A 25252-nucleotide genomic window follows, 5' to 3' on the forward strand; every position below is an offset into this window, starting at 1 on the left:
AGATAAGCCTCAGGCCAGGCCTTCGGCCTTCAGCACGGCCTGCACGCCGGCGTCGGCGTCCATGCGCGCCTTGTACGCGGCCAGGTTGTCCAGGCCGGACAGATCGACCTTGGCGCCGGCGGCCCAGCGCAGGGTGATGTAGAAGTACGGGTCGGCGTAGCTGCGGAAACCGGCCAGCCACGGCTTGTCGGCCAGCTGCTTGTCGGCGGTCTCGAACAGGCCACGCAGGCGCTTGTGCGCAGCGGCGCGGATGGCGTCGAACTGGCCTTCGTCGGCGATGAACTTGCCCGGCGCGAACAGCGGCGAGAAGGCCGGGTGGACATCGGAATTGACGAAGGCCAGCCAGCGGGTGGCTTCGGCGCGCTGGCGCGGGCTGCCGTCGCCAATGAGCCCGGCCTGCGGGAAGCTGTCGGCGATGTAGCCCATGATCGCGGCGTTCTGCAGCAGCACGAAGTCGCCGTCGACCAGCGCGGGTACCGCACCGGCCGGATTGATCTTGAGGAATTCCGGACCCTTCAGGGTGTCCTTGTTCAGCAGTTCAACCTCGAACGGCTGGCCGGTCCACTGCAGGGCGATGTGGTCGGCGGTGGAACAGGCACCGGGCTTGCTGTACAGCTTCATGGGAACTCCAGGTGATGCGGGCGGGAAGCGCCCACTATCCCAGAGCCTGGCGGCGGGCGGCAACGCTGCCGCCAGCACGGATCGTTACGACTGCCGCGGCTTGAGGTTCTGCACCTTATAGAAGGTGTGATCGCCGATGGTGGCCACCTGGTAGGCGTTGCGCCAGTTCGGGCTGGCGATCGACAGCGCAGCGAAGTGGCTGGCGCCGGGTACGATCTCGCGGCGCTCGCCGGCCGGCAGCGCCCAGTTGCGCTCGGCGTCGAAGGCCACGTCCATCGCTTCGCTCCAGGCCGCGTCGTTGCCCAGCTGGGTGCCGGGGGAGACGATGGTCGGTGCGAACTGCTTGCGCGCGGTGACCACCTGGCACATCGAATCGCCCCACAGGCCGCTGTCGAGGCGGCGCAGGGCGACCTCGGCGACGGCCTGCTGGCCGCGCAGGGTCTGGTCGCGGGCTTCCAGGTACACGGTGGTGCTCAAACACAATGAATCAGCGGCCGGCTGCGGCAACAACTGCGACAGCCAGAGAATCCAGGCCAGTTTCATATAACTCCTTGCTCCGTATGGGCCGCACCCTCCGATTCCGGCCGCAGGGCGACAGGAGGCGGTGTACGACTTGGCGTCATGGGGAGGCGGCCATCGGGGCCGCCCCGTGGGCGGCCCCAAAAGAAACGATCAGTACCGATCGAGGGGGCCGCGCCGGCTCACCGGAAACTGGCTGGTGAGCGGAAAGATGGCGCAAGGTAGGGGGGGATAGCCGAACGCATCGTGAACCGTCCGGCTTGACATTCAGGTTCCGAAGGGGTGACGGAAATCACATTCCGCCCCCCATTCAGGCGGCCATCAAAGCGCAGCGGCGACGCGACTGCCCTGGTCGATGGCCCGTTTCGCGTCCAGTTCGGCGGCCACATCGGCACCACCGATCAGCTGCGCGTCGATGCCGACGGCCTGCAGCTCGGCCTGCAGCGTGCGGTTCGGTTCCTGCCCGGCGCAGATCACCACATGGTCGACCGGCAGCAGCTGCTCGCTGCCGTCGACGCGGATGCGCAGGCCCTCGTCGTCCACGCCGAGGTACTCGACCCCGCCGAGCATGCGCACGCCCTTGGCCTTCAGCGTGGCGCGGTGGATCCAGCCGGTGGTCTTGCCCAGCCGCGCACCGGGCTTGCCTGGGCTGCGCTGCAGCAGCCACAGCCGGCGCGGCGACGCCTCCGGCTGCGGCGGGGCCAACGCGCCGCGGGCCTCGAAGGTGCTGTCCACGCCCCATTCGGCCATCCAGCGTTGCGGGTCCAGCGACGGCGACTCGCCGGCGTGGCTGAGGAACTCGCCGACATCGAAGCCGATGCCACCGGCGCCGATGATCGCGGCATTGGCACCGACTTCGACCCGGCCCAGCAGCACGTCCAGGTAGCTGACCACCTTGGCGTGATCCGCACCGGGGAAATCGACCTTGCGCGGCGTGATCCCGGTGGCCAGCACCACCGCGTCGAAGCAGGCCAGGCTGGCGGCGTCGGCACGGGTACCGAGGCGCAGCTGCACCCCGGTTTCGGCCAGCTTGTGTCGGAAGTAGCGCAGGGTCTCGTAGAACTCTTCCTTGCCCGGAATACGCTTGGCCACGTTGAACTGGCCGCCGATCTCCTCGTGGGCATCGAACAGGGTGACCTGATGGCCGCGCTCGGCGGCAACCGTGGCACAGGCCAGCCCGGCCGGTCCGGCACCGACCACGGCCACCCTCTTCGGCATGGTGGTCGGGCGGTACACCAGCTCGGTTTCGTGCGCGGCACGTGGGTTGACCAGGCAGCTGGCCAGCTTGTTCTCGAACACGTGGTCCAGGCAGGCCTGGTTGCAGGCGATGCAGGTGTTGATGGCCTCGGCACGGCCGGCACGCGCCTTGTTCGGCCATTGCGGGTCGGCCAGCAGCGGGCGCGCCAGCGACACCATGTCGGCGCCGCCGTCGGCCAGGATGCGTTCGGCGACCTCGGGCATGTTGATGCGGTTGGTGGCCACCAGCGGCAGCCTCACATGCGGCTTGAGCTTGGCGGTGACCCCGGCAAACGCCGCGCGCGGCACCGAGGTGGCGATGGTCGGGATGCGCGCTTCATGCCAGCCGATGCCGGAATTGATGATCGTCGCGCCGGCGGCCTCGATGGCCTGGGCCTGCTGCACGATCTCGTCCCAGTTGCTGCCGTCGTCGACCAGGTCGACCAGCGACAGGCGGTAGATGATGATGAAGTCCGGGCCACAGGCCTCGCGGATGCGGCGCACGATCTCCACCGCGAAGCGCATGCGCTGGCTGGCGTCGCCGCCCCAGCGGTCGGTGCGCGTGTTGGTGCGCGGGGCGATGAACTCGTTGATGAGGTAGCCCTCCGAGCCCATCACTTCCACGCCGTCGTAGCCGGCTTCGCGGGCCAGCCTGGCGCTGCGTGCGTAGTCGGCGATATGCCGTTCGACGCCACGGGCCGACAGCGCGCGCGGGGTGAACGGGTTGATCGGCGCCTTCAGCTTCGACGGTGCCACCGACAGCGGATGGTAGGCATAGCGACCGGCGTGCAGCAGCTGCAGGCAGATCTTCGCGCCGTGCTGGTGCGCGGCCGCAGTGAGCTGCCGATGCGGGCGCACTTCCCAGGGCCAGGACAGCTTGCCGCCGAAGGGCTTCAGCCAGCCCACCACGTTCGGCGCGAAGCCGCCGGTGACGATCAGGCCGACGCCGCCCTCGGCGCGTTCGGCGAAGTAGGCCGCCAGCCGCGGGAAGTCGCGGGCGCGATCTTCCAGGCCGGTGTGCATCGAACCCATCAGGACGCGATTGCGCAGCTGGGTGAAGCCCAGGTCCAGCGGGGCGAACAGGTGGGGATAGGCGCTTTCGTTGGCTGGCGACATGGTCGATACGCTTGCGTACGGAAGCGCGAAGCGTGCCGCGAAACGGCGGCCGGGGCAAGGGCCGCCATGTGCCGGCCGTTGTCTGACGGTCGGGTAGTGCCGGCCGCCGGCCGGGTACGCTCGGCACATGCGTGCTGTCGCTCCCGCAATTCGCTGCGCGAACCGCGGGCCCCACTTACCGGGCCTCCACGCCCCCGCGCCTGCGGCGCTGCCCCCGAACTCCGGGGGCGGTAGTGCCGGCCGCTGGCCGGCATCCTGATCAGCTCAGGGCGATTGCGGTTGCCGGCCAGCGGCGGTCACGACCGGTGACGGCCGGCCAATGCCGAACCAGCCCAGCGTCACTCCGCACAGCGGGCCGATCAGCAGCGCGAAGACCAGGGTGCCGACGCCGACGTTGCCCCCCAGCCACCAGCCCAGCAGCAGCACGCTGCCCTCGATCAGGCTGCGCACCTTCCAGATCGGCCAGCCGGTGCGGGCATGCAGGCCGGTCATCAGGCCATCGCGTGGGCCCGGGCCGAGCTTGGCGCCGATGTACAGGCCGGTGGCCAGCGCGACCAGCAGCATGCCGGCGCAGAACATCGCCAGCTGCCAGCCAAGGCCAACGGCCGGCGGCAGCAGCCACAGCCCGAACTGCGCGGAGGGGCCGATCAGCATGACGTTGAGCACCGTGCCCACGCCCGGCTTCTGCCGCAATGGCCACCACAGCAGCAGCACCAGTGCGCCGATGACATTGGTCGCCAGGCCGAAGGACAGCGGCGTCTGCGCGGCGATGCCCTGCGAGAGAACGTCCCAGGGCGCCACGCCGATCGCGGCACGGATCATCAGCGAGGCACCGAAGCCGTACAGGAACAGGCCGGTGATCAGTTGCAGCAGGCGCAGGGGCAGGGCGGTGGGCATGACAGGCTCGGGGGAGGGATCTGTTGCCACCGTAATCCCGAACTTGACGCTTCAATAGATACAGATGCCGGGCAATCCGACCGCACAGGCCGGGCGGATGGGGGGTAGCGTCGAGCTCGCTCGACTGCGTTATGCAACAGTCGAGCAAGCTCGACGCTACCCAGCCGCGATTACCAGCCCGCCAACGCCAGCTTGCCCACCGTGCGTCCGCTGGCCAGGCGCTGATGCGCGGTGTCCAGATTCGCGGCAGTGATCGTGCCCAGTGTTTCGCTCAGCGTGCCGCGCAGCTGGCCGGCATCGATCATGCTGGCCGCACGGCTGAGGATACGGTGCTGCTCGATGCGGTCGGCGGTGGCGAAGCGCGAGCGCGCGAACATGAATTCCCAGTGGATGCCGATGCACTTGGCCTTGTAGGGATCGCCGATGCGCAACGCACCGCGCGGCTCGACGATCAGGCCGACGTGGCCCTGCGGCGCCAGCACCTGACCCAGTTCTTCCCAGTAATGGTCGGTGTCGGCCAGGTTGAGCGCGACCTGCACCGCATCGATGCCCAGTGCCTGCAGCTGCGGCAGCAGGGGCTGCCGGTGGTCGATGACGTGCTGGGCGCCCATCCGTCGGCACCAGTCGATCGAGGCGTCACGTGAGGCCGTGGCGATCACTTCAAAGCCGGCGTGGCGGGCGAGCTGGATCGCCATCGAGCCGACGCCACCGGCGCCGCCGATCACCAGCAGGTGCTGGCCGGCGTGGCGGCGGTCATCGAGCTGCAGCGGCATGCGCTGGAACAGCAGCTCCCACGCGGTCAGTGTGGTCAGCGGCAGTGCAGCCGCTTCGGCGAAGTCGAGCGTGGTCGGCTTGCGCGCCACCAGTCGCTCATCCACCAGCTGGTACTGCGCGTTGCATCCCGGGCGGGTGACATCCCCGGCGTAATAGACCTCATCGCCAGAGGCGAACAGGCTGGCCTCCTCGCCGATCGCCTCGACCACGCCGGAGGCGTCCCAGCCGAGCACGCGTGGAGCATCGAGCCTGCTCGGATCGGCAGCCGCGCGCTGCTTGCCGTCGACCGGGTTGACCGAGATCGCCTCGACCCGGACCAGCAGGTCGCGACCGCTGGGAGGGAGTGGCGGCGGCAGGTGGATATCGCACAGCGCAGGGTGGGATTCACGACTCAGGGCGACGGCTTTCATCACGGCTCCGGCTGGGTTCGTGACCTCATCATAAGGTTCCTCACGTTTCAGCAGACGCGCTGAACCACCGCGAGCGATGGGGTGCGACACAATGTCGTATGCCGTGCCTAAACCCCGTCAAACCCTTGCAGCGTGAGGGTCTTGCGGATTTTCATCATCCTGTATAGGGTTTCAACGTCGGACCGGTGGAGGGTCGGACGCAGGATTTCACATGTTACGGGACTGTTAACATGACCTTCACCCGCCTGAGCATAATGTTCGCGGCGGTGGCGTGCTGAATCGGCTGTCGAACATCGACGCACTAGTGCTGGCCCATGCCTCTACCGGTTTCATACCCCCGAAATAGGAGCTGTACTCAATGAACAAGAAGATCCTTACTGCCGCGCTGCTGGGTGGTCTGGCTTTCGCCCAGGCTGCCTCCGCGCAGGAGTTCGATGACCGCTGGTACCTGACCGGTTCGGCCGGCTTCAACTTCCAGGACAGCGACCGTCTGACCAATGACGCTCCGTTCGTGACCCTGGGCCTGGGTAAGTTCATCAGCCCGAACTGGTCGCTGGACGGTGAGCTGAACTACCAGAACCCGAACTTCGACGCGAACAAGGACCAGAACTGGTCGCAGTACGGCGTCTCGCTGGACCTGCGTCGCCACTTCATCAAGGAAGGCCGCGGCTGGAACCCGTACATCCTGGGTGGCCTGGGCTACCAGAAGTCGGAAGAAACCTACCCGCTGAGCGCCGCTGGCCCGGGTAAGCGCAAGGACGGCAACGTTGCCGCCAAGGTCGGCGTCGGTCTGCAGACCACCTTCGAGAAGCGCGTTGCTGTCCGCGCCGAAGTTGCCTACCGCGCTGATTTCGACGATCAGAGCATCGCTGCTCGCAACGAAAGCTGGTTCGGCGACGTGCTGGCTTCGGTCGGCGTCGTGATCCCGCTGGGCCCGGCTCCGGTCGCGGCTGCTCCGGCTCCGGCTCCGGTTGCCCCGAGCTGCGCCGACCTGGATGACGACGGTGACGGCGTCAACAACTGCGACGACAAGTGCCCGAACTCGCAGCCGGGTCAGACCATCGGTCCGGACGGTTGCCCGGTGCCGGTCTCCATCGACCTGAAGGGCGTCAACTTCGACTTCGACAAGTCGAACCTGCGTCCGGACGCCGTGGCGATCCTGAGCGAAGCCACCGAGATCCTGAAGCGTTACCCGGATCTGCGCGTTGAAGTTGCCGGTCACACCGACTCGAAGGGTACCGACGCTTACAACCAGAAGCTGTCGGAGCGTCGCGCCACCGCCGTGTACAACTACCTGACCAAGAACGGCGTTGACGCCGGTCGCCTGGTCGGCCCGATCGGCTACGGCGAGAGCCGTCCGATTGCTCCGAACACCAACCCGGATGGTTCGGACAACCCGGAAGGTCGCGCCAAGAACCGTCGTACCGAGCTGAACGTCCAGAACTAAGTTCTGACGCTCTGCCCGTAAGACACTGCAGGACCCGGCTTCGGCCGGGTCTTGTTGTTTCTGCGGTCGGGAAACCCGCGTCTACCCCGGTAGTGGCGACCGTTCGTCGGGATTTTGTTCGTAAAACCAATGAGTTGCCGTATTCATTGAAAGTGGCGCTTGAAAGCTGTCGCGGCATTGCTAAACTCGCCGCGTCACTTCCTTTCGTGGATGCCCATCATGCTGCGCTCTGCATCGGCCGCCGTCCTGGCGCTGGCCCTGATTCCCGCCGCCCACGCTGCGGTCGATTGCTCGGTCAACACCAGCGCCTCGCCGCTGCCGTTGCCGGCCACGACCATCGCACCGGTGGCCGACGAGCTGTACATCCGCGGCAATCAGCTGGGCATGCCGGCCGGCGTGCTGAGCAGCAACTACGACCCATCGCAGTCGCTGGACCAGGTGCTGCAGCGCCTGCGCATCGATGGCTGCCAGAACATCGCCAAGGCCATTCCGAGCGCGCCGGCGGTGAAGCCGAATGATCCGGCGGCGTACAAGCCGCAGACCGAGTTCGACAACACGCCGTGGCGCTTCGACATGAGCCAGAACGGCAAGCGCATGACCGCCGAAGAATTCGACGCCTGGATGAAGGCGCGCGGCGTGCGTGTGGTCAAGGCCCGTCCGGCACCGGCCGCCGTCCCGGCCGCCGCCGAAGCACCGGCTGAAACCAAGCCGGGCGAGAAGAAGTAAGCCGCGCGGGGAGCAGAGGCTTGCGCACGCGCCGCCCACCTGCTGCCCCCGCCGCCCGCTCCCACGCATCGCGTGGGCGTGCGAACCCGAATGTCTCCAGTGGCGTGCGCCATGGCCTGGCACGTGTGCTTTCCAAGGCCGGGGTGTGTTCGCGCAGCGAGGCCGCGCGCTGGATCGCCGAAGGCCGTGTACGGGTGTCCGGGCGCATCGTCCGTGACCCAGAGTTTCCGATTGCACAGCCGGCGCCGCCGATCGAGGTCGATGGCCAGCCGTTGGGCGCGCCGCAGCGCCTTTACCTGATGCTCAACAAGCCGCGCGGGGTGGTGACCACCGCGCAGGACGAGCGCGGCCGCGACACCGTGTACCGCTGCTTCGACGGCGCTGGCCTGCCGTGGATCGCGCCGGTTGGGCGCCTGGACAAGGCCAGCGAGGGGCTGCTGCTGTTCAGCAATGACCCGCAATGGGCGGCCCGCCTGACCGATCCGCAGACGGGGCCGGACAAGACCTACCACGTGCAGGTGGATCGCCTGCCCGATGACGCCACCCTGGCGGCGCTGCAGGCCGGGGTGGAGGACGAGGGCGAATTCCTCGTCGCCCAGGCCGTGCGCGTGCTGCGCAGCGGCGACAAGACCGCGTGGCTGGAGGTGGTCCTCGATGAGGGCCGCAATCGCCATATCCGTCGCCTGTTGGCGGCTTTCGACCTGCAGGTGTTGCGCCTGGTCCGGGTTGCGATCGGAGAGCTCACGCTCGGCGATCTCGGCAAGGGCCAGTGGCGGGTGCTGGAGGTCAGCGACCAGCAGCGGCTGGGGGCCGCTGCAGCGGGCTGATCAGCGCCCGCGGCCGGCAGCTGCCGGCCACCGTTCCAGGCGTAGGGGGCGCCTGGTTGTTGAATTTCCCGAACGGAGCCTGCCCATGTACCACCCGACCCTCAACCAAACCCTGCGCTGCGCAGGCCTGTTGCTGCCTATGATGCTGCTGGCCGCCTGTGGCGGCCACAAGAAGGTGGCCAAGGCGGAAACGCCGGCCGAGACCCCGGTGGTGGAAGTGAAGACCCCGGAACTGGATGGCCGTGGCAGCTATCGCTTCCTGATGAGCGATGGCGACAAGAAGATGACCGCCGACCAGTTCGATGCCTGGATGAAGGCCAACGGCATCCGCGTGGCCAAGGGCAACGGCCAGGATGCCGCCGCCAAGCCGGTGGTGGTGGCCAGCAAGGACGAGCCGAAGGGCAAGAAGAAAAAGAAATGACGCCTGGGGGTGCCGGCCTGGGTCGGCACACCATCAAGCTCCGGTAGGTGCCGACCTGGGTCGGCACGCCACCAAACCCGGTAGGTGCCGACCTTGGTCGGCACGCCTTGCCTGGTGGGGTCAGAGCCCTTTCCTGCGGAAAGGGATCCGACCCCGGCTGTGCTCAGCCCTTGATCACGCCCAGTTCGACACCAATGCGGGTGAACGCATCGATCGCGCGATCCAGGTGCTCGCGGCTGTGCGCGGCGCTGATCTGCGTGCGGATGCGCGCCTGGCCCTTGGGCACCACCGGGAAGAAGAAACCGATCGCATAGATGCCTTCTTCGAGCAGGCGCTCGGCGAACTTCTGCGCCAGCGGCGCGTCGTACAGCATCACCGGGCTGATCGGGTGCACGCCGGGCTTCACGTCGAAGCCGGCCGCGGTCATCTTCTCGCGGAAGTAGGCGGTGTTCCCGGCCAGGGTGCTGCGCAGGTCATCGGCGGCCGCGAGCATCTCGAACGCCTTGATGCCGGCGGCGACCACGTGCGGCGGCAGCGAATTGGAGAACAGGTACGGGCGCGAGCGCTGGCGCAGCAGTTCGATCACCTCGGCGCTGGCGCAGGTGAAGCCACCCAGCGCGCCGCCCATGGCCTTGCCCAGGGTGCCGGTGATGATGTCGATCTTCTCCAGCACGCCCTTGACCTCGGCCGAGCCGCGGCCGGTGGCACCGAGGAAGCCGGTGGCGTGGCATTCGTCGATATGCACCAGCGCGTTGTACTTCTTCGCCAGCGCGGTGATCTCGTCCAGCGGGGCGATGAAGCCGTCCATCGAGAACACGCCATCGGTGGTGATCAGCTTGGTCTTGCAGCCGGCAGCATCGGCGGCCTGCAGCTGCGCTTCCAGGTCGGCCATGTCACAGTTGGCGTAGCGGAAGCGCTTGGCCTTGCACAGGCGCACGCCGTCGATGATGGAGGCGTGGTTCAGCGCATCGGAGATGATCGCGTCGTTCTCGCCCAGCAGCGGCTCGAACAGGCCACCGTTGGCATCGAAGCAGGCCGCATACAGGATGGTGTCCTGCTTGCCGAAGAAGTCGGCGATCTGTTTTTCCAGCTGCTTGTGCAGGTCCTGGGTGCCGCAGATGAAGCGCACCGAGGCCATGCCGAAGCCGTGGGTATCCAGTGCGTCCTTGGCGGCCTGGATCAGGTCCGGGTGGTCGGCCAGGCCCAGGTAGTTGTTGGCACAGAAGTTGAGCACCTTGCGGCCGTCGTCGAGGGTGATCTCGGCCGACTGCGGGCTGGTGATGATCCGCTCGGACTTGAACAGGCCCTGGGCGCGGATGGCGTCCAGTTCCTCGGCGTAGTGGCGGGTCAGGGCGGAGGAGGCGTCGGTCATGGCGTGGGCACGGCTCAGCACGGGAAACCGCTGATTCTACCGGGCAACGATGGCCATCGACCGGGCCGGGCAGGGCATCGCCACGGCCGGCACATGTTGCATCGCAATAGCAAACGGGTTAAAAATTCGTGAACCGTGCCTGTCTGGCGCCGGTTGCCCGCTCCCCCTTCCCGCCCCCGCCACCCTCGGAGACGCCCATGAAGCACGCCCGTGCCTGCCTCGCCATTGCCGCCGCCCTGACCCTTGCGCCGTTCGCGGCCAGTGCCCAGGACAACGAATCGCCTTACAGCTGGAACGTCACGGCGGTGTCGGACTACCTGTTCCGCGGTGTATCGCAGACGGACGAAAAGCCGACCCTGCAGGCCGGTTTCACCTATACCTCGCCGGTGGGCCTGTATGCCGGCGTCTGGGGTTCGGGCGTGGACTTCGGTCCGGGCGATCCGAACACCGAGATCGACTACCAGATCGGTTACGGCGTGGACGTCACCCCGCGCGTCAACTTCGACGTGCTGCTGAACCGCTACACCTACCTGGGTGCAAGCAGCCTGAACTACAACGAGCTGATCACCACCACCACGCTGGATGAGACCTACAAGCTCACCGTGGCGTACACCAACGACCAGTGGAACAGCGGCACCGACGGCTGGTACTACGGTGTCGGCGGCCAGTGGGGCCTGCCGAAGCAGTTCACGCTCAATGCCAATGTCGGCCGCAGCAGCTTCGAGAAGGGCCTGGCCAAGGACTACACCGACTGGAACGTGGGCGTCAGCCGCCAGTTCGGCCTGTTCAACGTGGGCCTGGGCTACTACGGCACCGACGGCAATGGCCGCGACAACTCCGGCAAGCTGGCGCACAGCCGCGTGCTGCTGACCGTGGCGGTCGGCAAATAACCCTTGCTTCGGTAGGTGCCAGGCTTGCCTGGCACGCTTTACGAAAAAGGCGCCCATCGGGCGCCTTTTTCAGATTCAAGGTGTGCCGAGCAAGCTCGGCACCCACTACAAGCTCGGCACCCACCCATCGCGCGCGGCGAAGGGTCAATTCCAGCTCAGCACGACCTTGCCAGCCTTGCCTTCTTCCATCAGGTCGAAGCCCTTCTGGAAGTCGTCGATCGGCAGCTGGTGGGTCATCACCTTGCCGAGCGGGAAGCCGGACAGCACCAGCTGGGTCATCTTGTACCAGGTCTCGTACATCTTGCGGCCGTAGATGCCCTGCACGGTCAGGCCCTTGAAGATGATCTTGTCCCAGTCGCAGCCGGCGCCCTTGGGCATGATGCCGAGCATCGCGATCTTGCCGCCGTGGTACATGCAGTCGAGCATGTCGTTGAACGCACGCGGGTTGCCGCTCATTTCCAGGCCCACGTCGAAGCCCTCCATGTGCAGTTCCTTCATCACGTCCTTCAGCGACTGGTTGGCGACGTTGACCACGCGGGTGGCACCCATGTCGGCGGCCAGCTTCAGGCGGAAGTCGTTGACGTCGGTCACCACCACGTTGCGCGCACCGATGTGCTTGCAGATGCCCGCGGCGATGATGCCGATCGGGCCGGCACCGGTGATCAGCACGTCCTCACCGATCACGTCGAACTCCAGCGCGCAATGCGCGGCGTTGCCATACGGGTCGAAGAACGCGGCCAGCTCCGACGGGATCTGGTCGGGGATCGGCCACAGGTTGCTGGCCGGCATCACCATGTATTCGGCGAAGGCGCCGTTGACGTTGACGCCGATGCCGACGGTGTTCGGGCACAGGTGCGGGCGACCGCCACGGCAGTTGCGGCAGTGGCCGCAGACGATGTGGCCTTCGGCCGAGACGCGCTGGCCGATCTCGTAGCCGGTCACCGCCGAGCCGAGCGCGGCGATGCGGCCGACGAACTCGTGGCCGATGGTCAGGCCCGGCTTGATGGTGCGCTGGCTCCACTCGTCCCACAGGTAGATGTGCAGGTCGGTACCGCAGATCGCGGTCTTCTCGAGCTTGATCAGGACCTCGTTCGGGCCCGGGGTCGGAACCGGAACCTCTTCCAGCCAGATGCCCTTGGCCGCTTCGCGCTTGACCAGGGCCTTCATCGTTTGCTGCGCCATCGGGGTGGAACTCATCAGGGGGAAAGCGCGGATTATAGGGTGCCGCGCGGATTTCCCATGTTGCGCTGCGGGTGCAGTGGCGGAACGAAAGGCGTGCGCCGGCGGGCACTTCGAACGTACTGCGAACAGCAGCGCCTCCCTGGTTCGGGGGAGGGGGGCGTGGTCACCCTGGCCGGGACACGCAAAAGCCCATCCATGGTGCTCGATGGCGCCATCCATGGCGCCAACGGTCCCGTCCAGGGTGACCACGCCCCCTCTGGACGATTTCCGTGTGCGCGGCTCACGTGCGCGTGGCAGAGCAAGAAGTAGGCCCATGACTTCCGGGGTGCGGGGCGGGGCGGGGAGGCGGGCTACAATCGAGGGTTCCACTACCAGGGGCCGCTCCATGCGCTCGAACCTGCTTGCATTCTCCATCGTCGCCAGCCTCGGGCTGGCCCAGGTCGCCCATGCCGCTGAAGGCATGTGGGTGCCGCAGCAGCTGCCGGAAATCGCCGGCCCGCTGCAGAAGGCCGGCCTGAAGCTGTCCCCGGAGCAGCTGTCCAACCTGACCGGCGACCCGATGGGTGCGGTTGTCGCCCTCGGCGGCTGCACCGCCAGCTTTGTCTCGCCGCAGGGCCTGGTGGTCACCAACCACCACTGCGCCTATGGCGCCATCCAGCTGAATTCGACCGCGCAGAAGAACCTGATCAAGGATGGCTTCAATGCGCCCAAGCACAGCGATGAGCTGAGCGCCGGCCCGAACGCCCGCGTCTATGTGCTGGACCAGATCACCGATGTCACCGCGCAGGCCAAGGCCGCCATCGCCGCTGCCGGCAACGATCCGCTGGCCCGCAGCCGCGCGCTGGACGCCTTCGACAAGGCCCAGGTCGCCGCCTGTGAAGCCGAGGAAGGCTTCCGCTGCCGCCTGTACACCTTCTCCGGCGGCAACACCTACCGCCTGTTCCGCAACATGGAAATCAAGGACGTGCGCCTGGTCTACGCGCCCCCGGGCAGCGTCGGCAAGTACGGCGGCGACGTCGACAACTGGATGTGGCCGCGCCACACCGGCGACTTCTCGTTCTACCGCGCCTACGTCGGCAAGGACGGCAAGCCGGCGGCGTTCTCGGCCGACAACGTTCCGTACCAGCCCAAGCACTTCCTGAAGTTCACCGACCAGCCGCTGGGCGCCGGTGACTTCGTGATGGTGGCCGGCTACCCGGGCCGCACCAACCGCTACGCGCTGGCCGGTGAGTTCAACGAAACCGCCAGCTGGACCTACCCGACCATCGCCAAGCACTACAACGCAGTGCTGAAGATGATCGACGAGGCCGGCAAGGCCGACGCCGACGTCAAGGTGAAGTACGCCGCGACGGCCGCCAGCATGAACAACGTGGCCAAGAACTACTCGGGCCAGCTGGAAGGCTTCAAGCGCATCGACGCCGCCGGCCAGAAGCAGGCCGAAGAAGCCGCCGTGCTGGCGTGGCTGAAGAAGCAAGGCGCCGCCGGCAAGCCGGCCCTGGCCGCGCACGCGCAACTGGTCAAGCACCTGGATACCAGCAAGGCCACCCGCGAGCGTGACCTGTTCGTCGGCCAGTTCAACAACACCCAGGCAGTCAGCGCCGCCATCAGCCTGTACCGCCTGTCGATCGAGCGCGCCAAGCCGGACGCCGAGCGCGAAACCGGCTACCAGCAGCGCGACCTGCCGACCCTGGAAGGTGGCCTGAAGCAGATGGATCGCCGCTACGTGGCGAAGATGGACCAGCAGCTGCAGACCTACTGGCTGGACCAGTACGTCGCCCTCCCGGCCGCGCAGCGCAACAACGACGTGCTCAACACCTGGCTGGGCGGCAGCGATGCCAACGCAGTCAAGGCGCTGGTGAGCAAGCTGTCGGGCACCGAGCTGGGCAGCCTGGACGCGCGCCTGAAGTGGTTCAAGGCCGATCGCGCCGCGTTTGAAGCCAGCAGCGATCCGGCCATCCAGTACGCGGTGGCGATCATGCCGTCGCTGCTCAAGCAGGAAGAACAGAAGAAGATCCGCGAAGGCGAATCGCTGACCGCGCGCCCGCTGTACCTGCAGGCACTGGCCGACTACAAGAAGAGCCAGGGCGAGTTCGTCTACCCGGATGCCAACCTGTCGCTCCGCATCACCTTCGGCAACGTGATGGGCTATGAGCCCAAGGACGGCGTGGCCTACACCCCGTTCACCACGCTGGAAGGCATCGTCGCCAAGGACACCGGCGTGGATCCGTTCGATGCGCCCAAGGCCCTGCTCGACGCGGTCAAGGCCAAGCGCTACGGCGGCCTGGAAGACAAGCGCATCGGCTCGGTGCCGGTGAACTTCCTGTCCAACCTGGACATCACCGGTGGCAACTCCGGTTCGCCGGTGCTGGACGCCAACGGCAAGCTGGTCGGCCTGGCCTTCGACGGCAACTGGGAGTCGGTCAGCTCCAACTGGGTGTTCGACCCGGTGATGACCCGCATGATCTCGGTCGACAGCCGCTACATGCAGTGGATCATGCAGGAAGTGGCGCCGGCACCGGAGCTGCTGAAGGAACTGAACCTGGCGAAGTAAGCCGGTTGCGGTAGTGCCGGCCGCTGGCCGGCACCATCGATCGGATGGCCGGAAATCCCGAAACCCCGCGACCCACGTCGCGGGGTTTTTTCATGCCCGGTCCGGCCGGGTGCGCCGAACGGGTATCATCCGTGTTCCGCGTACTTCACAGGATGTGAACGAAATGCGGAAACCTCCTCCCCCCAGGACCCCTTGCACGCATGCGCATCCTGCTTGCCCGTCACGGCGAAACGCCGTGGAACGCCGAAGGCCGCTACCAGGGCCAGATCGACATCCCGCTTTCGCCGATCGGCGAAGCCCAGGCCCAGGCGCTGGGCGCCCGGCTGGCCTCGGTCGACATCACCCGTGCCGTCGCCTCGCCGCTGTCGCGCGCGCAGCGCACCGCGCAGCTGGCGCTCGGCGCCGCCCGAGCCGACATGCTGCTGACCGAGCCGGAGCTGCAGGAAATCGCCCACGGCGAATGGGAAGGGTTGCTGGCCAGCGAGATCCACGAAAAGGACCCGTCGCGCCTGCAGGCCTGGCGCGAGGAACCCGATACCGTGTTGATGCCCGGTGGCGAATCGCTGCGCCTGGTGCTGGAGCGCAGCTGGCGCGGCCTGGCCCGTGCCACCGAAGGCCTCGGCGAGCACGACACCCTGCTGGTGGTTGCCCATGACGCGGTCAACCGCGTGATCCTGTGCAAGGTGCTGGGCCTGCCGATTTCCCGCCTGTGGACCTTCCGCCAGGCGCCGACCACCCTCAACCTGCTTGAAGGCGCCGACCTGGACAGCCTGGAAGTGGTGCGCCTGAACGACTGCGCCCACCACACGCCGTTCTTCGGCGAAGCCAAGCACCGCGCCCTCTGATCCATCCCTTCGCATCAACTGCTTCTGCTGGAACCGCTGCCGTGACGAACACCCCGACCACCCTGGCCGACTGGCTGGACTACATTGAACGCCAGCACCCGGCGAGCATCGACATGGGCCTGAAGCGCGTGCGCGCCGTGGCCACGGCGATGGGCCTGGGCGTGCCGGCCAAGCGCACCATCGTGGTCGGTGGCACCAACGGCAAGGGTTCCACCGTGGCCTTCATCGAAGCCATCGCGCGCGCCGCGGGCTGGAAGGTCGGTGCGTACACCTCGCCGCACCTGCTGCGCTACAACGAGCGCGTGCGCATTGATGGCAAGGACGTGGACGATGCCGCGCTGGTCGCTGCGTTCAACGCCATTGAAGCCGCGCGCGGCGACATCACGCTGACCTATTTCGAGTACGGCACGCTCGCTGCGCTGCAGCTGTTCGCCGACGCCGGGCTGGACCTGGCGGTGCTGGAAGTGGGCCTGGGCGGTCGCCTGGATGCGGTCAACATCGTCGACGCCGACGTTGCGGTGATCACCACCGTCGACATCGACCATGCCGAGTGGCTGGGCGAGGACCGCGAAGCGATCGGCACCGAGAAGGCCGGCATCATCCGCGGCTGGAAGCCGGTGATCCTGGGCGAGACCGATCCGCCGTCGAGCGTGCTCGCACGTGCCTACCTGGTCGGTGCCAATGCGATCCGCGGCGGCAGCGATTATTTCTACGAGCCGATCGATGCCCAGCGCTGGCGCTGGCGTGATGTCGGCCTGCGCATGGAGCTGCCGACCCCGGCGCTGGCCGGCCCGATCCAGCTGGCCAATGCCGGTGCCGCCATCGCCGCACTGCGCGCGCTGGACAAGCCGGTGCCGCGTGCAGCGTGGGCGGCCGGTATCGCCGCCGCGCGCATCGCAGGGCGGCTGCAGGCGTTCGAGCGCGACGGCGTGCAGATCCGCGTCGACGTCGGCCACAACCCGCAGGCGGCCGCGCAGCTGGCGCGTGCGCTGAAGGCCGAAGCCTCGGCCGGCCGCACGCTGGCCGTGTATGCCGCGCTGCAGGACAAGGACGCGGTGGGTGTGGTGCAGGCGCTGCAGGACGTGGTGGGCGAGTGGACCCTGGCCGGGCTGGATGGTCCGCGTGGGCAGAGTGCCAGCCAGCTGCAGGCGCGTCTGGGCGCGACCGCCGCTGCCAGCGCGCAGCAGGCCGAGAGCGTCGAGCAGGCGCTGGCGCAGGTGCTGGCCCGGGCCGGTCGCGGCGACCGCGTGCTGGTGTTCGGGTCCTTCCATACCGCCGCCGCCGCGCTGCAGTGGCTGCAGAACCCCGCCTGATCCACGTTCAGCCAACGCCGACGCCGTCCGGTCCGGCACCCGTATAATCGACCGCAACCTCCGGACAGTTGCCCGCCTCACGTGGATACGCCTCTGAAACAGCGTCTGATTGGTGCCATCGTGCTGGTGGCGCTGGCCGTGATTTTCCTGCCGATGCTGGTCAAGGGACCTGCGCCGGACAGCGGCGTGGCCAATGTGCCGATCGCCGCGCCGGATGCACCGGCCGATGGCCAGTTTGAAACCCGCGAGCTGCCGCTGGTCGCGCCGGCCGGTGGCGCCACCGGCCTGCAGAGTGGCCAGGCCAAGCCGCTGCCGGATGCGGCCGCGCCGGCCACGCCGCCGACCGTCGATACCTCGCCCGCAGTCGCCGCCGGCAACTACGCGGTCACCTTCGGTGCCTATGGCAGCAAGGGCGACGCCGACGCGGTGATCGCCTACCTGAAGCGCTCGCAGCTGCCGGGATTCACCGAGACGGCCACCATCAACGGCCGCCAGGCGTGGCGCGTGCGCGTCGGGCCGTATGCCGATCGTGCCCAGGCCGAGGCGGCCCGCCTGCAGGCGGTGAAGATCCGCGCTGATGTGAAGGCGGAAGTCATTGCACTGGATGCGGCGGCAAGCAGCAATGCCGCAGTCGCCGCCACGCCGGCCCCGGCGGCGCCGACGGCCAGCACCCCGGCCGCGGCGACCACACCGTCGGCCAACGCCAACCCGGTGCACAGTGAAAGCCTGCCGCCGAGCACGCCGACTGCGACCACCACCCCGGCCACCAGGCCGGAGCCGCCGAAGCCGGCAGTGAAGCCCGAGGCGACCAAGCCCGAGCCGAAGCCGGACGCCACCGCCAGCAAGCCGGCGACGGCACCGGCCACCCCGGCGGCACCTGCCGCCAGCGGTGTCGGCTTCGCCGTGCAGCTCGGCGCGTTCGGCCAGGCCAACGATGCCAACGCGCTGCGTGACAAGGTCCGTGCCGCCGGGTTCAGTGCCTTCGTCGAACAGGTGCGCACCGAAAAGGGCACCCTGCATCGCGTCCGCGTCGGGCCGGTGGCCAACCGCGCCGATGCCGAGCAGTTGAAGGCGCAGGTCGCAGCCAAGGTCGGCGTCGCCGGCATGGTCCGGCCGCACCCGTGATCGGGCGCGCTGTCCGCCGCTGTCGTAGGCAGGAGCGGGTCGCGTGATCGACATCGTGCTGGGCGTGCTGATCGGCGCGTCCGCTCTGTTCGGCTTCATCCGCGGGTTCGTTGGCACGGTCGTAGCGCTGGTGTCGTGGCTGCTGGCCGGCTGGGCAGCATTCACCTTCGGCAACCAGGCATCGCACTGGTGGGCCGCACCGCAGTTGCCGGGTAGCGGCCACTACCTGGCCGGTTATCTCGGGGTCTTCGTGGCCACCGTGGTGCTGGTGGGCCTGCTCGGCCTGCTGCTCAAGGCAGTGATCAAGCTGACCCTGCTCGGCGGTGTCGACCGCCTGCTGGGCGGCGCCCTGGGCGTGGTCCGTGGCGTGTTCTTCGCCAGTGTCCTGTTGTTGCTGGCCGGCTTCACCGCGCTGCCGGGCGAGCCGGCGTGGCGGCAGTCCCAGTTGCGCCCGGTGCTGCAGCCCGCCGTGGCGTGGATGCAGACGCAGCTGCCGCAGCTGGACGAGGTGGTGGCTCCGGTGCTGCCGTTGCAGGCGCTGCTGCCGCAAGGGCTGCCCTTGCCTCTGGCCGAGGACGCCCCATCTCCACAGCAGGTGTTGGGCAAGCCGTCGGTCACAGGCGATAATGGCGTCCTCAACCAGGTAGTGGCGGGCGGTGGATGGCCGCGGCCCGTGAGCGTGGAGCCGGAGCCCGGACGGGCCCCCGCACTGCCCAGCAACATCGAGCCGGCGCCCGTGCGCCCGGCCCGGCCCGCGCCTGACGCGGGCGGGATCCCCGGCCAGGTACGGCCACCTTCCTTGTAACTGGGCACAGCCCAGCGGAGACCTCGCACCATGTGTGGCATCGTCGGAATCGTCGGCAACCAGAACGTCGCCGGGCAGTTGTATGACGGCTTGACCGTCCTCCAGCATCGTGGCCAGGACGCAGCGGGCATTGCCACCGCCAGCGGTAGCCGCCTGCGGGTGCAGAAGGCCACCGGCCTGGTCCGCGATGTCTTCGATGCGCGCACCATGTCCACCCTGGAAGGCAGCGTCGGCATCGCCCACGTGCGCTACCCGACCGCCGGCTCGGAAGGCATGGACGAGGCGCAGCCGTTCTACGTCAACTCGCCGTACGGCATCGCGCTGGCCCACAACGGCAACCTGATCAACACCGAGGCGCTGCGCCAGCAGGTGTTCGAACAGGACCGCCGCAACGTCAACACCGATTCGGACAGCGAAGTGCTGCTGAACGTGTTCGCCTACGAACTGGAACAGCAGCGCCAGCTGAGCCCGGAAGCCGCGATCCGTGCGGTGGCCGGCGTGCATCGCCGCTGCAAGGGCGGCTATGCGGTGGTCAGCGTGGTGCTGGGCCTGGGCCTGGTCGCCTTCCGTGACCCGCATGGCATCCGTCCGCTGGTGCTGGGCAAGCGCAGCCACGCCGAGGGCGATGAGTACATCGTCGCGTCGGAATCGGCCGCGCTGGACGTGCTGGGCTTCCAGCGCGTGCGTGACGTGCAGCCGGGCGAAGCGCTGGTGATCACCGCGCGTGGCGAGCTGTTCTCGGAGATCTGCGCCGAACCGGCCGAGCACACCCCGTGCATCTTCGAGTACGTGTACTTCGCGCGTCCGGATTCGATGATCGACAACGTTTCGGTGCACAAGGCGCGCATGCGCATGGGCATCAAGCTGGGCGAGAAGATCCTGCGCCTGCGCCCGGACCACGACATCGACACCATCATCCCGATCCCGGATACCTCGCGCGATGCCGCGCTGGAGATCTCCAACGTGCTCGGGGTGAAGTACCGCGAAGGCTTCATCAAGAACCGCTACATCGGCCGCACCTTCATCATGCCGGGGCAGGGCGAGCGCGTGAAGTCGGTGCGCCGCAAGCTCAACCCGATCCACCTGGAGTTCCGCAACCGCGTGGTGCTGCTGGTGGACGACTCGATCGTGCGCGGCACCACCAGCCAGCAGATCGTGCAGATGGCACGCGATGCAGGTGCGCGCAAGGTCTACCTGGCCAGCGCCGCACCGCCGGTGCGTTACCCGAACATCTACGGCATCGACATGCCGGCCGCCGAAGAGCTGGTCGCGCACAACCGCACCGTGGAAGAGATCGAAGCGCACCTGGGCTGCGACTGGCTGATCTACCAGGACATCGAAGACATGGAAGCGGCCGTGAGCGAAGGCAATCCGGCACTGCACAGTTTCGATTCGTCCTGCTTCAATGGGCACTATCCGACCGGTATCGAGCCGGGCTACTTCGAGCGCATCCAGCAGTTGCGTTCGGACGACGCCAAGCACAAGCGCCGCGCCTGAGGTCCAGCCGTGGTTGACGTGCCCGACGTCGGTGGCGACCTGCTGCGCGCGGCGCAGCAGTGCCTGGCCGAAGCCGACCCGCTGCGCAAGGTCACGCTGACCCAGGCCCATGCCGCCGCGTTCCGGGCCGGCCGCCTGAAGGTGGCCGCCGATGCGCCGCCAGCGGAGCCGATCCGCATGCCGGGCCGGCCGCCGCAGCTGGTGCTGGTACACCCGCGCGAAGTGCCGCGGCGTGGGCTCGGTGGCGTGGAAGGGCGGGCCGCCTTCATCCATGCCATTGCCCATATCGAGCTCAACGCGATCGACCTGGCCTGGGATGCGGTGTACCGCTTCCGTGGCCTGCCGTCAGCATTCCATGCCGATTGGGTCAGCTGTGCCGATGACGAATCGCGGCACTTCATGCTGCTGCGCGAACGCCTTCGGGTACATGGCCACGAGTACGCCGATTTCCCTGCGCACAATGGCCTGTGGGAGATGTGCGAGAAGACCGCGCACGATGGCCTGGCACGCATGGCGCTGGTGCCGCGCGTGCTGGAAGCGCGGGGCCTGGACGTGACCCCAGGCATGATCGAGAAGCTGCGCAGGGTCGGCGACGGCGAAACCGCCGAGGTGCTGGAAGTGATCCTGCGCGAGGAGGTCGCGCACGTCGCCGCCGGTTCGCGCTGGTACCGCTGGTACTGCGATCGCGCCGGTGTCGAGCCGCGCGCACGCTTCAAGCAATTGTTGATGGAATACGCCGGGGGTTACCTGCACGGACCGTTCAACATGGAAGCCCGCCTGCTGGCCGGTTTCGATGCCGACGAACTGGCCAACCTGGTCGAGCAGGCCGGCTGACCGGCGGCGGTGGGTGGCCATCCACGCATGGCGTGGATCTACTGCAAGATGTCCACCCGGCCCGGTAGATCCACGCCATGCGTGGATGCAGTTCAGGTGTTCGGCAACACCACGCGCTTGCCGTCCACGGTCGGCCGGTTGATGTAGAACAGGCCGGGCCCGGGCCGGTAGGGCAGTTCGCTGACGCCGGCGTCGGCGGCGTAGGTCAACGCGGTGTCGCCCAGTGCGTCGAAATTCCAGTGTGCTGACTGCATCAGGTAGCGCCGCCGCAGCACTGCCTCCTGGGGCTGGGTCAGCGCCTGTCCGGCGACCAATCGCCGTGCAATCGGCTGCAATGCCGACGGCAGTTCCCAGCCGGGAACATCGGCGGCGTTGGCGCGCCACTGCACGCCGGCATCGCGCGCCCGCTGCTGCATCACCTGCAACGCAATCAGCTGGTAGCGCCAGTCGATGCGTCGACGCAGCACGACGGCGGCCGTCACGTACAACACCGGCGACAGCAGCACGCTGCGGCTGCCGGCACGGCGCTGCTGCTGCCACTGGTGCCAGACATCGACCCACACTTCCTTGTCGCTCGCACCCAGCTGCTGCCGCCAGCGCTCGGCGTCGGCCTGCGCCTCGGCGTATGCCGTGGTCGCCTGCAGCATCGCCAGTGGCGGTGTCTGGTAGTCGGCAATGGCAGGACGGCGCAGCGGTTGCCGCCGCGGGCGACTGAGCAGCTTGGGGCCTTCCTCCAGCTGGTTGTAGCCGCCGCCGATGTTGGCGTGCACGCCGGGCAAGGCCAGCTCGGTGAACGGGGGGGCGACGCTGGTCAGCGGATAGTGCTGGCGATGCTCGTCGCGCGCGGTCAGCTGCACGACTGTGGCGGCAACCCCGCTGCGCAGGGCAACCCGCGGTTGCTCGTCGGCGCGGCCGCCATTGACCGCGACCACGGTGTCGAACAGACCGATGAAGCGCACCCGCGGCGTTGCCGGGGCGAAGTCGGCGGCACAGGCCAGGCCCGCTCCCTGCAGCACCTGGCGCCAGCGCGAAGCGTCCCAATCCTGCAGCTGGTTAGCGATGTCGCGCGCCGCCGCCGCACCGCGTGAGTAGCCGAACAGATCCAACTGCACGCGGCGCAGTGGCTGCCGCCAGCGCGAAGACAGTCCGGTCAGCGCGGCCGGCAGCAGCACCTGCAGCGCGCGCCGCACTTTTGCACGCACACCGCTGGCACCCCTGCCGAACGCCAGCCCGATCAGATCATCATCGGCACCGTCACGGGTGCCCACGCCTTCCACGTAGATCGACAGCGTGGGCGTGGCCGTCGTATCGCGGCGGCTGTCCGGATACAGCTGCTGCAGGCGCGCGATGTTGGTCTCGCCGTTGTCGTAGCTGCTGGTCAGCCGGCTCTGGTAGGTCGAATCGTCGTCGGCGCGCAGTTCGGCGGGGCGGGGCTGTGGAAGCTGCGGGCGACCACGCGCCAGATTGTGGGCGTTGTTGCGGGTGCCGTCGAAGAACAGGCCGATCCGCAGCAAGCCGACATCTTCGTCCGTGTCCTGCGCTGGTGCCATGTGCATTCCCCGTCGTGGCTGCGTCAAAGTAGCGCGAAAAGAGTGTGTTAGCGACGTGTAGTGACGCTTTTGACCTGACTGAACGCAGATGCGGTCGATCACAATTCCTGATTTTCATTCGCATCAACTATTGAATTCACACGACCCGCGCAGGCCATATGGCCAGACCCGGCAAACCCGGGCGTGCTGCATCAACGCTGTTCAATTCTCTCAAGGAGCGACGCAATGTTGTCCAGATCGATTGGCAAAGCGGCAGGTGGCCTGGTGTTGGGTTTGTCGGTGGCAGCGGCCGCGCATGCGGCACCGTTGTTCGAGCCGGTCACGGTGATCAGCCGGGCATCGGCGAACAGTGAGCCCGCCCTGGGCAAGCTGCTGGCCACGCCGTCCACGGCGACGGTACAGGAAGTGCGTGTCGACGCCGCGGCTACGGCGCAACCGCAACTGGAGTTCGAGCTGCTCGGCAAGCGCGTGCAGGCGGTGCGCAGCAAGGTCGAGGCGCTGCCCGATGGTGGCAGCATCTGGTACGGCCAGTTCCGCTCGCCGTCCGACCGGTTGACCGCCGCCACCTCCAACGGCCAGGACGATCCGGGCAACTCGCTGATCCTGGTGCGTTCGGGTGACACCATCACCGGTTCGATCCGCAAGGACGGCAAGCTGTATCGCCTGCGTCCGCTGGGCAACCGCCACGTGCTGGTGGAAGTGGATGAATCGCGGATGCCGGCCGATCATCCGGCTGACTACAACCAGCTGCCGAAGATTCCGATGGGCGACAACGACCACATCGGCATCGCGCAGGCCTCGTCCGGCACGCCGGCGACCATCCGCGTGCTGGTGGTGGCGACCAATGCTGCGGTGTCTGCCTACGGCGGCAACATGCAGTCGCTGGTGCAGCTGGCGGTGGCCGAATCCAACCAGGGCTATGTCAACAGCAACGTCGGCATCACCATGCAGCTGGCCGGCTACGAGACCACCAGCTACAGCGAGTCAGGCAGCTTCGATACCGATCTGGCGCGCTTCCGTGGCACCAGCGATGGCTACATGGACAGCATCCATACCAGCCGCAACACCACCGCCGCCGACGTCGGCGTGCTGCTGATCAACAACGCCGCGTACTGCGGGCTGGCCTCGGGCATCGGTTCGAACGCCTCGACCGCGTTCGCCGCGGTGTACTGGGATTGCGCGACCGGTTACTACTCCTTCGCGCACGAGATCGGCCACCTGCAGAGCGCACGGCATGACATCGCTACCGATTCGAGCACGTCGCCCTACGCCTATGGCCATGGCTACCGCTATGAACCGGCCACCGGCACCGGCTGGCGCACGATCATGGCCTACAACTGCACCCGCAGCTGCCCACGCCTGAACTACTGGTCCAACCCGAACATCAGCTACAACGGCATCCCGATGGGCAACGCCAGTACGGCCGACAACCAACGCGTGCTGGTCAACACCAAGGCCACCATCGCGGCCTTCCGCTGAGCCTGTACTGTCCGCGGCCGCCTTGCGCGGCCGCGGATGTCCGCGCCGTGGTTATCAGCCGCGCGCCAGGGTATCCAGCGACCAGCCGCTGGCATCCACGCGCAGCACCGAGCCCTGTTCGTACCAGTCACCCAGCACGATGCGGGTGCGTTCGTGTCCGCCGGCCCGTAGCGTGTGGATCGCCGGACGGTGGGTATGGCCATGGATCATGGTGTCCACGCCATGGCGCACGAAGGTGGCCTCGACTTCGGCAGGGGCCACGTCGGTCACCGACTCGAACTGCGCGCGGTCGTCCTGCTTCATCTCGGACTGGCGCGCCTGGCTGGCGTCGCGGGCCTTCTGCGCGAACGCGATGCGTGCCGCCAGCGGCTGGGACAGGAACTGCGCCTGGAACGCGGGGTCGCGTGTCTGTGCGCGGAACTGCTGGTAGGGGATGTCATCGGTGCACAGCAGGTCACCGTGCTGCAGCAGCACCGGGCGGCCATACAGCTCGATCATGCATGGGTCAGGCAGGATGCGCAGGCCGGCACGGCGCGCGTAATCCTCGCCGAGCAGGAAGTCGCGGTTGCCGCGGATGAAGTACACCGGCACGCCGCTGTCGGACAGCTCCTTCAGCGCATCGGCCACCGCATCGGCGGCGGGCGAGGGCGTGTCGTCGCCGATCCAGGCTTCGAACAGGTCGCCGAGGATGTACAGCGCATCGGCGCCGGGTGCCTGCTCGCGCAGGAAGCGCAGGAACAGGTCGGTGATCTCCGGACGGCTGGGGTCCAGGTGCAGGTCGGAAATGAACAACGTGGTCATGCCCGCATTCTAGG

The 25252-nt window shown here is 67.6% G+C and carries 22 protein-coding genes; 13 read left to right on the plus strand and 9 right to left on the minus strand.

Going from position 1 to position 25252, the window contains the following annotated elements; translation table 11 throughout:
• Positions 1 to 9: 9 nt before the first annotated feature.
• From ACMZPQ_RS16440 to ACMZPQ_RS16460, 5 genes are all read right to left on the minus strand, one after another.
• Positions 10 to 621 (minus strand): glutathione S-transferase N-terminal domain-containing protein, encoded by a 612-nt coding sequence (locus ACMZPQ_RS16440; protein ID WP_197583000.1) that lies wholly within the window; start codon positions 619 to 621, stop codon positions 10 to 12.
• A gap of 84 nt (positions 622 to 705) precedes the next feature.
• The gene (locus tag ACMZPQ_RS16445) at positions 706 to 1164 is read right to left on the minus strand and encodes a cell wall hydrolase (RefSeq protein ID WP_197582999.1); all 459 of its coding nucleotides are present in this window, start codon (positions 1162 to 1164) and stop codon (positions 706 to 708) included.
• A 297-nt stretch (positions 1165 to 1461) separates the two neighbouring features.
• The gene (locus ACMZPQ_RS16450; RefSeq protein WP_197582998.1) at positions 1462 to 3492 is read right to left on the minus strand and encodes an FAD-dependent oxidoreductase; all 2031 of its coding nucleotides are present in this window, start codon (positions 3490 to 3492) and stop codon (positions 1462 to 1464) included.
• 264 nt (positions 3493 to 3756) lie between these two features.
• Positions 3757 to 4389, minus strand: a complete 633-nt coding sequence (gene yczE / locus ACMZPQ_RS16455) for a membrane protein YczE (protein ID WP_197582997.1) — start codon at positions 4387 to 4389, stop codon at positions 3757 to 3759.
• A 170-nt stretch (positions 4390 to 4559) separates the two neighbouring features.
• On the minus strand, positions 4560 to 5573 hold the full coding sequence (locus ACMZPQ_RS16460) for a zinc-binding alcohol dehydrogenase family protein (protein WP_197582996.1): 1014 nt from the start codon (positions 5571 to 5573) through the stop codon (positions 4560 to 4562).
• A gap of 358 nt (positions 5574 to 5931) precedes the next feature.
• On the opposite strand from ACMZPQ_RS16460, the gene ACMZPQ_RS16465 reads away from it, so the two are divergent.
• From ACMZPQ_RS16465 to ACMZPQ_RS16480, 4 genes are all read left to right on the plus strand, one after another.
• Positions 5932 to 7020 carry an OmpA family protein gene (locus ACMZPQ_RS16465; RefSeq protein ID WP_197582995.1) on the plus strand — a complete coding sequence of 363 codons (1089 nt, stop codon included), beginning with the start codon at positions 5932 to 5934 and terminating at the stop codon, positions 7018 to 7020.
• Between the two features lie 219 nt (positions 7021 to 7239).
• Positions 7240 to 7746 carry a hypothetical protein gene (locus tag ACMZPQ_RS16470; RefSeq protein WP_197582994.1) on the plus strand — a complete coding sequence of 169 codons (507 nt, stop codon included), beginning with the start codon at positions 7240 to 7242 and terminating at the stop codon, positions 7744 to 7746.
• Positions 7747 to 7766: 20 nt separating this feature from the next.
• A complete protein-coding gene (locus ACMZPQ_RS16475; protein WP_414486075.1) occupies positions 7767 to 8573 on the plus strand; it encodes a pseudouridine synthase in 807 nt (268 codons plus the stop codon).
• Positions 8574 to 8658: 85 nt separating this feature from the next.
• Positions 8659 to 8994: a hypothetical protein gene (locus ACMZPQ_RS16480; protein WP_197582993.1), complete on the plus strand. Its 336-nt coding sequence runs from the start codon at positions 8659 to 8661 to the stop codon at positions 8992 to 8994.
• A 163-nt stretch (positions 8995 to 9157) separates the two neighbouring features.
• On the opposite strand, the gene kbl is transcribed toward ACMZPQ_RS16480, so the two are convergent.
• The gene (gene kbl / locus ACMZPQ_RS16485; protein WP_197582992.1) at positions 9158 to 10366 is read right to left on the minus strand and encodes a glycine C-acetyltransferase; all 1209 of its coding nucleotides are present in this window, start codon (positions 10364 to 10366) and stop codon (positions 9158 to 9160) included.
• Between the two features lie 197 nt (positions 10367 to 10563).
• Here kbl and ACMZPQ_RS16490 point away from each other — a divergent pair, with 197 nt between their 5' ends.
• The gene (locus ACMZPQ_RS16490; RefSeq protein WP_197582991.1) at positions 10564 to 11256 is read left to right on the plus strand and encodes a TorF family putative porin; all 693 of its coding nucleotides are present in this window, start codon (positions 10564 to 10566) and stop codon (positions 11254 to 11256) included.
• Between the two features lie 144 nt (positions 11257 to 11400).
• Here the strand turns inward: ACMZPQ_RS16490 and tdh are convergent, their stop codons facing one another.
• Positions 11401 to 12423: an L-threonine 3-dehydrogenase gene (gene tdh, locus ACMZPQ_RS16495; RefSeq protein WP_049404249.1), complete on the minus strand. Its 1023-nt coding sequence runs from the start codon at positions 12421 to 12423 to the stop codon at positions 11401 to 11403.
• A gap of 400 nt (positions 12424 to 12823) precedes the next feature.
• Between tdh and ACMZPQ_RS16500 the strand changes: the two genes are divergently transcribed.
• From ACMZPQ_RS16500 to ACMZPQ_RS16530, 7 genes are all read left to right on the plus strand, one after another.
• Positions 12824 to 14989: a S46 family peptidase gene (locus tag ACMZPQ_RS16500; protein ID WP_197582990.1), complete on the plus strand. Its 2166-nt coding sequence runs from the start codon at positions 12824 to 12826 to the stop codon at positions 14987 to 14989.
• 200 nt (positions 14990 to 15189) lie between these two features.
• Positions 15190 to 15834, plus strand: a complete 645-nt coding sequence (locus ACMZPQ_RS16505) for a histidine phosphatase family protein (protein WP_008268389.1) — start codon at positions 15190 to 15192, stop codon at positions 15832 to 15834.
• 41 nt (positions 15835 to 15875) lie between these two features.
• Positions 15876 to 17147, plus strand: a complete 1272-nt coding sequence (gene folC / locus ACMZPQ_RS16510; protein ID WP_197582989.1) for a bifunctional tetrahydrofolate synthase/dihydrofolate synthase — start codon at positions 15876 to 15878, stop codon at positions 17145 to 17147.
• Positions 17148 to 17228: 81 nt separating this feature from the next.
• Positions 17229 to 18272 (plus strand): SPOR domain-containing protein, encoded by a 1044-nt coding sequence (locus tag ACMZPQ_RS16515; protein ID WP_414486076.1) that lies wholly within the window; start codon positions 17229 to 17231, stop codon positions 18270 to 18272.
• 43 nt (positions 18273 to 18315) lie between these two features.
• Positions 18316 to 19077 (plus strand): CvpA family protein, encoded by a 762-nt coding sequence (locus ACMZPQ_RS16520; protein WP_197583080.1) that lies wholly within the window; start codon positions 18316 to 18318, stop codon positions 19075 to 19077.
• Between the two features lie 30 nt (positions 19078 to 19107).
• The gene (gene purF, locus ACMZPQ_RS16525; RefSeq protein ID WP_197583081.1) at positions 19108 to 20574 is read left to right on the plus strand and encodes an amidophosphoribosyltransferase; all 1467 of its coding nucleotides are present in this window, start codon (positions 19108 to 19110) and stop codon (positions 20572 to 20574) included.
• Positions 20575 to 20583: 9 nt separating this feature from the next.
• On the plus strand, positions 20584 to 21408 hold the full coding sequence (locus ACMZPQ_RS16530; protein ID WP_197583083.1) for a ferritin-like domain-containing protein: 825 nt from the start codon (positions 20584 to 20586) through the stop codon (positions 21406 to 21408).
• Positions 21409 to 21500: 92 nt separating this feature from the next.
• Here ACMZPQ_RS16530 and ACMZPQ_RS16535 read toward each other — a convergent pair whose 3' ends face one another.
• Entirely contained in the window at positions 21501 to 22958 is a 1458-nt protein-coding gene (locus tag ACMZPQ_RS16535) for a T6SS phospholipase effector Tle1-like catalytic domain-containing protein (protein WP_197583084.1), read from the minus strand.
• A 225-nt stretch (positions 22959 to 23183) separates the two neighbouring features.
• Between ACMZPQ_RS16535 and ACMZPQ_RS16540 the strand changes: the two genes are divergently transcribed.
• Positions 23184 to 24437 carry a zinc-dependent metalloprotease gene (locus ACMZPQ_RS16540; protein ID WP_197583085.1) on the plus strand — a complete coding sequence of 418 codons (1254 nt, stop codon included), beginning with the start codon at positions 23184 to 23186 and terminating at the stop codon, positions 24435 to 24437.
• Positions 24438 to 24491: 54 nt separating this feature from the next.
• Here ACMZPQ_RS16540 and lpxH read toward each other — a convergent pair whose 3' ends face one another.
• Positions 24492 to 25238 (minus strand): UDP-2,3-diacylglucosamine diphosphatase, encoded by a 747-nt coding sequence (gene lpxH, locus ACMZPQ_RS16545; protein WP_197583087.1) that lies wholly within the window; start codon positions 25236 to 25238, stop codon positions 24492 to 24494.
• Positions 25239 to 25252: the final 14 nt, after the last annotated feature.

Origin of the sequence: Stenotrophomonas maltophilia (assembly GCF_047497515.2) — a bacterium.
GTDB lineage: Bacteria > Pseudomonadota > Gammaproteobacteria > Xanthomonadales > Xanthomonadaceae > Stenotrophomonas.

Excerpts from the sequence above, each read along its gene's own strand:
- ACMZPQ_RS16440 (WP_197583000.1), bottom strand. The coding sequence starts at position 621 with ATGAAGCTGTACAGCAAGCCCGGTGCCTGTTCCACCGCCGACCACATC.
- ACMZPQ_RS16445 (WP_197582999.1), bottom strand. The coding sequence starts at position 1,164 with ATGAAACTGGCCTGGATTCTCTGGCTGTCGCAGTTGTTGCCGCAGCCG.
- ACMZPQ_RS16450 (WP_197582998.1), bottom strand. The coding sequence starts at position 3,492 with ATGTCGCCAGCCAACGAAAGCGCCTATCCCCACCTGTTCGCCCCGCTG.
- yczE (WP_197582997.1), bottom strand. The coding sequence starts at position 4,389 with ATGCCCACCGCCCTGCCCCTGCGCCTGCTGCAACTGATCACCGGCCTG.
- ACMZPQ_RS16460 (WP_197582996.1), bottom strand. The coding sequence starts at position 5,573 with ATGAAAGCCGTCGCCCTGAGTCGTGAATCCCACCCTGCGCTGTGCGAT.
- ACMZPQ_RS16465 (WP_197582995.1), top strand. The coding sequence starts at position 5,932 with ATGAACAAGAAGATCCTTACTGCCGCGCTGCTGGGTGGTCTGGCTTTC.
- ACMZPQ_RS16470 (WP_197582994.1), top strand. The coding sequence starts at position 7,240 with ATGCTGCGCTCTGCATCGGCCGCCGTCCTGGCGCTGGCCCTGATTCCC.
- ACMZPQ_RS16480 (WP_197582993.1), top strand. The coding sequence starts at position 8,659 with ATGTACCACCCGACCCTCAACCAAACCCTGCGCTGCGCAGGCCTGTTG.
- kbl (WP_197582992.1), bottom strand. The coding sequence starts at position 10,366 with ATGACCGACGCCTCCTCCGCCCTGACCCGCCACTACGCCGAGGAACTG.
- ACMZPQ_RS16490 (WP_197582991.1), top strand. The coding sequence starts at position 10,564 with ATGAAGCACGCCCGTGCCTGCCTCGCCATTGCCGCCGCCCTGACCCTT.
- tdh (WP_049404249.1), bottom strand. The coding sequence starts at position 12,423 with ATGAAGGCCCTGGTCAAGCGCGAAGCGGCCAAGGGCATCTGGCTGGAA.
- ACMZPQ_RS16500 (WP_197582990.1), top strand. The coding sequence starts at position 12,824 with ATGCGCTCGAACCTGCTTGCATTCTCCATCGTCGCCAGCCTCGGGCTG.
- ACMZPQ_RS16505 (WP_008268389.1), top strand. The coding sequence starts at position 15,190 with ATGCGCATCCTGCTTGCCCGTCACGGCGAAACGCCGTGGAACGCCGAA.
- purF (WP_197583081.1), top strand. The coding sequence starts at position 19,108 with ATGTGTGGCATCGTCGGAATCGTCGGCAACCAGAACGTCGCCGGGCAG.
- ACMZPQ_RS16535 (WP_197583084.1), bottom strand. The coding sequence starts at position 22,958 with ATGGCACCAGCGCAGGACACGGACGAAGATGTCGGCTTGCTGCGGATC.
- ACMZPQ_RS16540 (WP_197583085.1), top strand. The coding sequence starts at position 23,184 with ATGTTGTCCAGATCGATTGGCAAAGCGGCAGGTGGCCTGGTGTTGGGT.
- lpxH (WP_197583087.1), bottom strand. The coding sequence starts at position 25,238 with ATGACCACGTTGTTCATTTCCGACCTGCACCTGGACCCCAGCCGTCCG.